The 4,447-nt window shown below is 74.8% G+C and carries 5 protein-coding genes; 3 read left to right on the top strand and 2 right to left on the bottom strand.

Annotation, left to right across the window (positions count from 1 at the left end; all coding sequences use genetic code 11):
* The 3 genes from F8A92_RS18750 to F8A92_RS18075 all read left to right on the top strand — a co-directional run.
* Positions 1-258: hypothetical protein (locus F8A92_RS18750; RefSeq protein ID WP_228389567.1), on the top strand; the 258-nt coding region annotated here is incomplete at its 5' end.
* Positions 255-1,130, top strand: a complete 876-nt coding sequence (locus F8A92_RS18080) for a RecB family exonuclease (RefSeq protein WP_228389566.1) — start codon at positions 255-257, stop codon at positions 1,128-1,130. The genes F8A92_RS18750 and F8A92_RS18080, both read left to right, overlap by 4 nt.
* A gap of 9 nt (positions 1,131-1,139) precedes the next feature.
* The gene (locus F8A92_RS18075) at positions 1,140-2,303 is read left to right on the top strand and encodes a pyridoxal phosphate-dependent aminotransferase (protein ID WP_153506573.1); all 1,164 of its coding nucleotides are present in this window, start codon (positions 1,140-1,142) and stop codon (positions 2,301-2,303) included.
* Positions 2,304-2,315: 12 nt separating this feature from the next.
* Here the strand turns inward: F8A92_RS18075 and F8A92_RS18070 are convergent, their stop codons facing one another.
* Both F8A92_RS18070 and F8A92_RS18065 read right to left on the bottom strand, forming a co-directional pair.
* Complete coding sequence (locus F8A92_RS18070; protein ID WP_228389565.1) at positions 2,316-3,188, bottom strand: alpha/beta fold hydrolase; 873 nt, start codon at positions 3,186-3,188, stop codon at positions 2,316-2,318.
* A gap of 23 nt (positions 3,189-3,211) precedes the next feature.
* The gene (locus F8A92_RS18065; RefSeq protein WP_153506572.1) at positions 3,212-4,366 is read right to left on the bottom strand and encodes an outer membrane protein assembly factor BamB family protein; all 1,155 of its coding nucleotides are present in this window, start codon (positions 4,364-4,366) and stop codon (positions 3,212-3,214) included.
* Between the last annotated feature and the right edge of the window lie 81 nt (positions 4,367-4,447).

Here is a 4,447-nt window from a genome sequence, read left to right as displayed (position 1 = left end):
GGCGCCTTCGCGGCGCACTACGCGCGGGAGCGCGCCGGGCTGCGCTCGGACCCGCCGAGCGAGGTCGAGCCGGCGCGCGGCGAGCGGCTCCGTGCCGAGCGGGTCGTGACCCTCGGCGAGGAGCAGGTGCGCGCCTACCCCAGCTACCGGCCGGGGGCGCCGTACTACTTCGGGGGCAGCGCCACCGTGCCCGCCGGCTGGTACACGAGCCCGGTCGGCGAGGGGCAGTTCCTGGGCTCCCTCGCGGAGCACGAGTGAGCGCAGCCGAGCAGCTAAGCCTCGACGGGATGCCCAAGCCGCTGCGCCCGGTGACGCCGGCCAAGCTCGACACCTTCGACTCCTGCCCGCGCCGGTTCCGCTACATCTACGACGAGCGGCCCGCGCCGGCCCGCGGTGCGCCGTGGGCGCACACCGGCATCGGGTCGTCGGTGCACGCCGCGCTGCGTGCCGTGTGGGACACCGCGCCGGCGCGGCGCAGCGTCGACGGCGTCCTGCAGGACCTGCGCACCATGTGGCCGACGGCGGGCTTCCGGGACGCCGAGCAGTCGCGGCGGGCGCTGCGCATCGTCGGCGAGCAGCTGGCCGCGTACGTCGAGGAGCACGTCGACTTCGCGAGCCAGCCGCGGGGGATCGAGCGCACCGTGGGCGCGCCCTACGGCGACCTGGCGATCTCCGGGCGCATCGATCGGGTCGACGAGCTGGACGACGGCTCGCTCGTGGTGATCGACTACAAGACGGGCCGCGCCGTCCCGACGAGCGACGAGGCGCGCGCCTCGATGCAGCTCGCGGTGTACGCCGTCGCTGTCGAGCGCACGTTCCGCGCGCGGTGCGCGCGGGTGGAGCTGCACCACATCCCGAGCGGGACGATCGCCGCCGCCGAGATCACCGAGCCGTCCCGGGCGCGGCAGATGCGCCGCGCGGCGGCGACCGCCGACGACATCGACCGTGCGCGCGCCGAGGTGGCCGCCGGCGTCGACCCGGACGTGGCCTACCCGGCGCGGGTCGGCCCCGCGTGCGGGCACTGCGACTTCTGGGCGCACTGCCCGGACGGCCGCCAGGTGCCGCTCAAGGCGCCGTGGTTCGCGGTGCCCCGTGAGGCGTCGGCCGCCGTCGGTCCCGGGCCCGCGTAGCCTATGGCGATGCGTCGTCCGCTGCTGTCCGCCCGCCTGCACGGCTTCACCTCCACGATCTTCGCCGAGATGTCCGCGCTGGCGGTGCAGACCGGCGCGATCAACCTCGGCCAGGGATTCCCGGACGTCGACGGGCCCGCGCAGGTACGGGAGGCGGCCAAGGCGGCGATCGACGGCGGGGCCAACCAGTACCCGCCGGGTCCGGGCATCCCGTCGCTGCTGTCGGCGGTCGCCGAGCATCAGCACCGCTTCTACGGGATGCGGCTCGATCCGGCGTCCGAGGTGCTCGTCACCACCGGCGCGACGGAGGCGATCGCCGCAGCCATGCTCGCGCTGCTCGAGCCCGGCGACGAGGTCGTCGTCCTCGAGCCGTACTACGACTCGTACGCCGCCACCATCTCGATGGCCGGGGCGGTCCGCAAGCCGGTGACCTTGCGTGCCCCGCACTTCGCGCTGCCCCGCGACGAGCTCGCCGCGGCCGTCACCGACCGCACCCGGCTGATCCTGCTCAACACCCCGCACAACCCGACCGGGGCGGTGCTCTCGCGCGCCGACCTTGAGCACGTCGCCGCGCTGGCGGTCGAGCACGACCTGCTGGTCGTCAGCGACGAGGTGTACGAGCACATGACCTTCGACGGCCTGCCACACGTGCCGATCGCCACCCTGCCGGGGATGTGGGAGCGCACCCTGACGATCTCGTCCGCCGGCAAGACGTTCGCGCTGACCGGCTGGAAGATCGGCTGGTGCTGCGGTCCCGCGGAGATCGTCGGCGCCGTCCGGGCGGCGAAGCAGTTCCTCACCTACGTCAGCGGCGCGCCGCTGCAGCCGGCGATCGCCCAGGCGCTGGCGATGCCGGACGAGTACTACGCCGACATCGCCGCCGACCTCCAGCGCAAGCGCGACCTGCTGCGCGCCGGCCTCGTCGCCGCGGGCTTCGCCGTGAACGACTGCCGCGGCACCTACTTCCTGTCGGCCGACGCGCGCAGCGTCGGGTACGACGACGGGATCGAGCTGTGCCGGGACCTGCCCGGACGCTGCGGCGTCGTGGCCGTCCCGATGAGCGTGTTCTACGACGACCTCGAGCAGGGTCGCCCTCTCGTACGGTTCGCGTTCTGCAAGCGGGACGACGTCCTGGCCGAGGCCGCGGACCGGCTCTCGCGGCTGACCACCTGAGCCGCTCGCGGCTCAGGACGCAGGGGGCGCGGTCTCCCAGAACGCCAGCAGCGCGCGCGCCGTGGCCGGCGGGTTCTCGATCGCGGGGGAGTGCAGCGCGTCGTCGATGATCACCTCGCGGGCGCCGAGCCGCAGCGCCATGTCCGACTGCGCCTCCGGCGACCACGCGTTGTCGTCGCGGCCGTAGACGACGAGCGTCGGCACGCCCGTCGCCCGCAGGTCGGCGACGCGGTCCGGCTCGGTGAGCATCGTGCGGCCCATGTGCTGCAGGGCGTGCGCCGAGCCGGACACGAACCGCTGCCGAAGGAAGCTGCGCAGCGGCTCGGGCGCGGGCTGCCAGGTCGGATCCTTCGCCAGCGCCTGCTGGCCGGCGTCGTAGATCCGCTCGAGCCCCATGTCGTGCAGGTGCGGCTCGGCCGCCTCGATCACCGCGCGGCGGGGGCCGGCCGGCAGCTCGCCCGGGCCGGAGGACATCAGGGTGAGCGAGGCGAACGCCGACGGGTCGGCGAGGACGGCGGCGCGGGCCACGAGGCCGCCGAACGAATGGCCGACCAGATGCACCGACGGACCGAGCGTGCGCGCGACCGCCACGAGGTCGGCGCCCAGCTCGTGCACTGTGTAGGCACCGGGATCGTCCGTGCCCGGCGACTGGTACTGGCCGCGCTGGTCGATCGCGACCACCCGCGGACCGGCGTCGGCCAGCAGGTTCAGCAGCGGCGCGAAGTCCTCCTTGCTGCCGGTGTAGCCGGGCACCAGCAGCACGATCATCCCGGCATCGCCGTCGGGCGCGGTGTCCAGGGCGGCGAAGCGGCCGCGCTCGGTTGCGATCTCGCGCCGCACGGCGCGGTGCGGGGTGGTCTGGCGGGTGATCTGGGGAACGTCCACCCGTCCATCCTGCCGCACGCGGCTCAGCGCAGGACGACGAGCCCGTCGTCCCGCAGCACGCCGATGCGCGGCCCGCCGACGGTGACCTCCGCGGCGTGTGGCGGCAGCGCGGCGGCGATCGTGCGGGTCACCTGGCCGGTGTCGGCGGCGCGCACCTCGATGCCGCCCGCGGTGGGCAGGTACAGGCTGTTTCCTCGCTGGCTGGGCGGCGCGACGACGGTGGCCGACCAGGCGACGTGCGCGCCGCTCTGGTCGAGCCGGAAGACGGTCGCACCGTCGGTGAGCATCGACCCGCCCCGGGCGCCCAGCAGCCGGACGTCCGCGGGGACCGGCGGCAGCCCGGCGACGGTCACCGGGGTGGCCGCCCCGGCGGCATACACGTGCACCGCGCCGGCCGAGTCGCGCACGTACGCCGTGCCGTCCTCCAGCGAGCCGATCAGCTCGGGCCCGGCGATGCCGGTCAGGTAGCTGCGACCGACCTCGCGGGGATCACCGTCGGACGCCGCGTTGACCACCAGCTGCGCCACCCACGGCTCGTCGTCCGTGGCGCGGCAGCGTTGGAGGGTCACGACGTCGGTCGCGCCGCTTGCGGCGGTGTTCTCGCAGGACGTGTGCTCGCCCTCGATGTGGTCGGTGGTGGAGTTGTCGAGGGTGAACCGCTCGTACCCCTGGTTGACCTCGAAGACGATCATCTTCGCGGCGTCCACGGACAGGAAGCCGCCGGTGTTCCACACGATCGTGTTCTGGCCGGCGGCCTCGACGGTCCGCTGCCAGCGCCGTTCGCCCGAGCGCACGTCCAGGGCGATCGCCTCCGTGCACCGCTCGCCCGATCGGTAGAGCAGCACCACCTGGGTGCCCTCGGCGCGCTGCGCGCACACCGCGGCGTCGGCGCGCAGGTAGCGCCACACCTCGTCACCGGTGTCGGGGTCGTACGCGATCGCGCCGTGGCTGCCGATCCGGACGACGGCCGGCCCCACCAGATGGCTGCCCGCCGGGAAGCGGTGCACCTCGGTCACCGCGTCCGCGGGCTCGCCGGGGTCGTCGGCCAGCGGCCGCTTCGCGACCGTGTGGGTGGTGGCGGCGAAGCTGCCCCGGCCGGTCACGACCAGCGCGGCCACGGCCAGGAGGGTCAGCGCGAGCGCCCAGCCCGCCAGGCGAACCGGCCACGGGCGGGGCATCAGGACTCGGCAGCGGCACCCGGCGCGGAGTCCGCCGTGGCGTTGGACTGGCCGCCGGCGGCCTGGGCCGAACCGCCCTGG

Origin of the sequence: Cumulibacter manganitolerans, from assembly GCF_009602465.1 — a bacterium.
Taxonomy (GTDB): domain Bacteria; phylum Actinomycetota; class Actinomycetes; order Mycobacteriales; family Antricoccaceae; genus Cumulibacter; species Cumulibacter manganitolerans.
Note: the sequence above shows the minus strand (reverse complement) of the source record. Positions and strands in the feature narration are given on the sequence as shown.

Excerpts from the sequence above, each read along its gene's own strand:
- F8A92_RS18075 (WP_153506573.1), top strand. The coding sequence starts at position 1,140 with ATGCGTCGTCCGCTGCTGTCCGCCCGCCTGCACGGCTTCACCTCCACG.
- F8A92_RS18065 (WP_153506572.1), bottom strand. The coding sequence starts at position 4,366 with ATGCCCCGCCCGTGGCCGGTTCGCCTGGCGGGCTGGGCGCTCGCGCTG.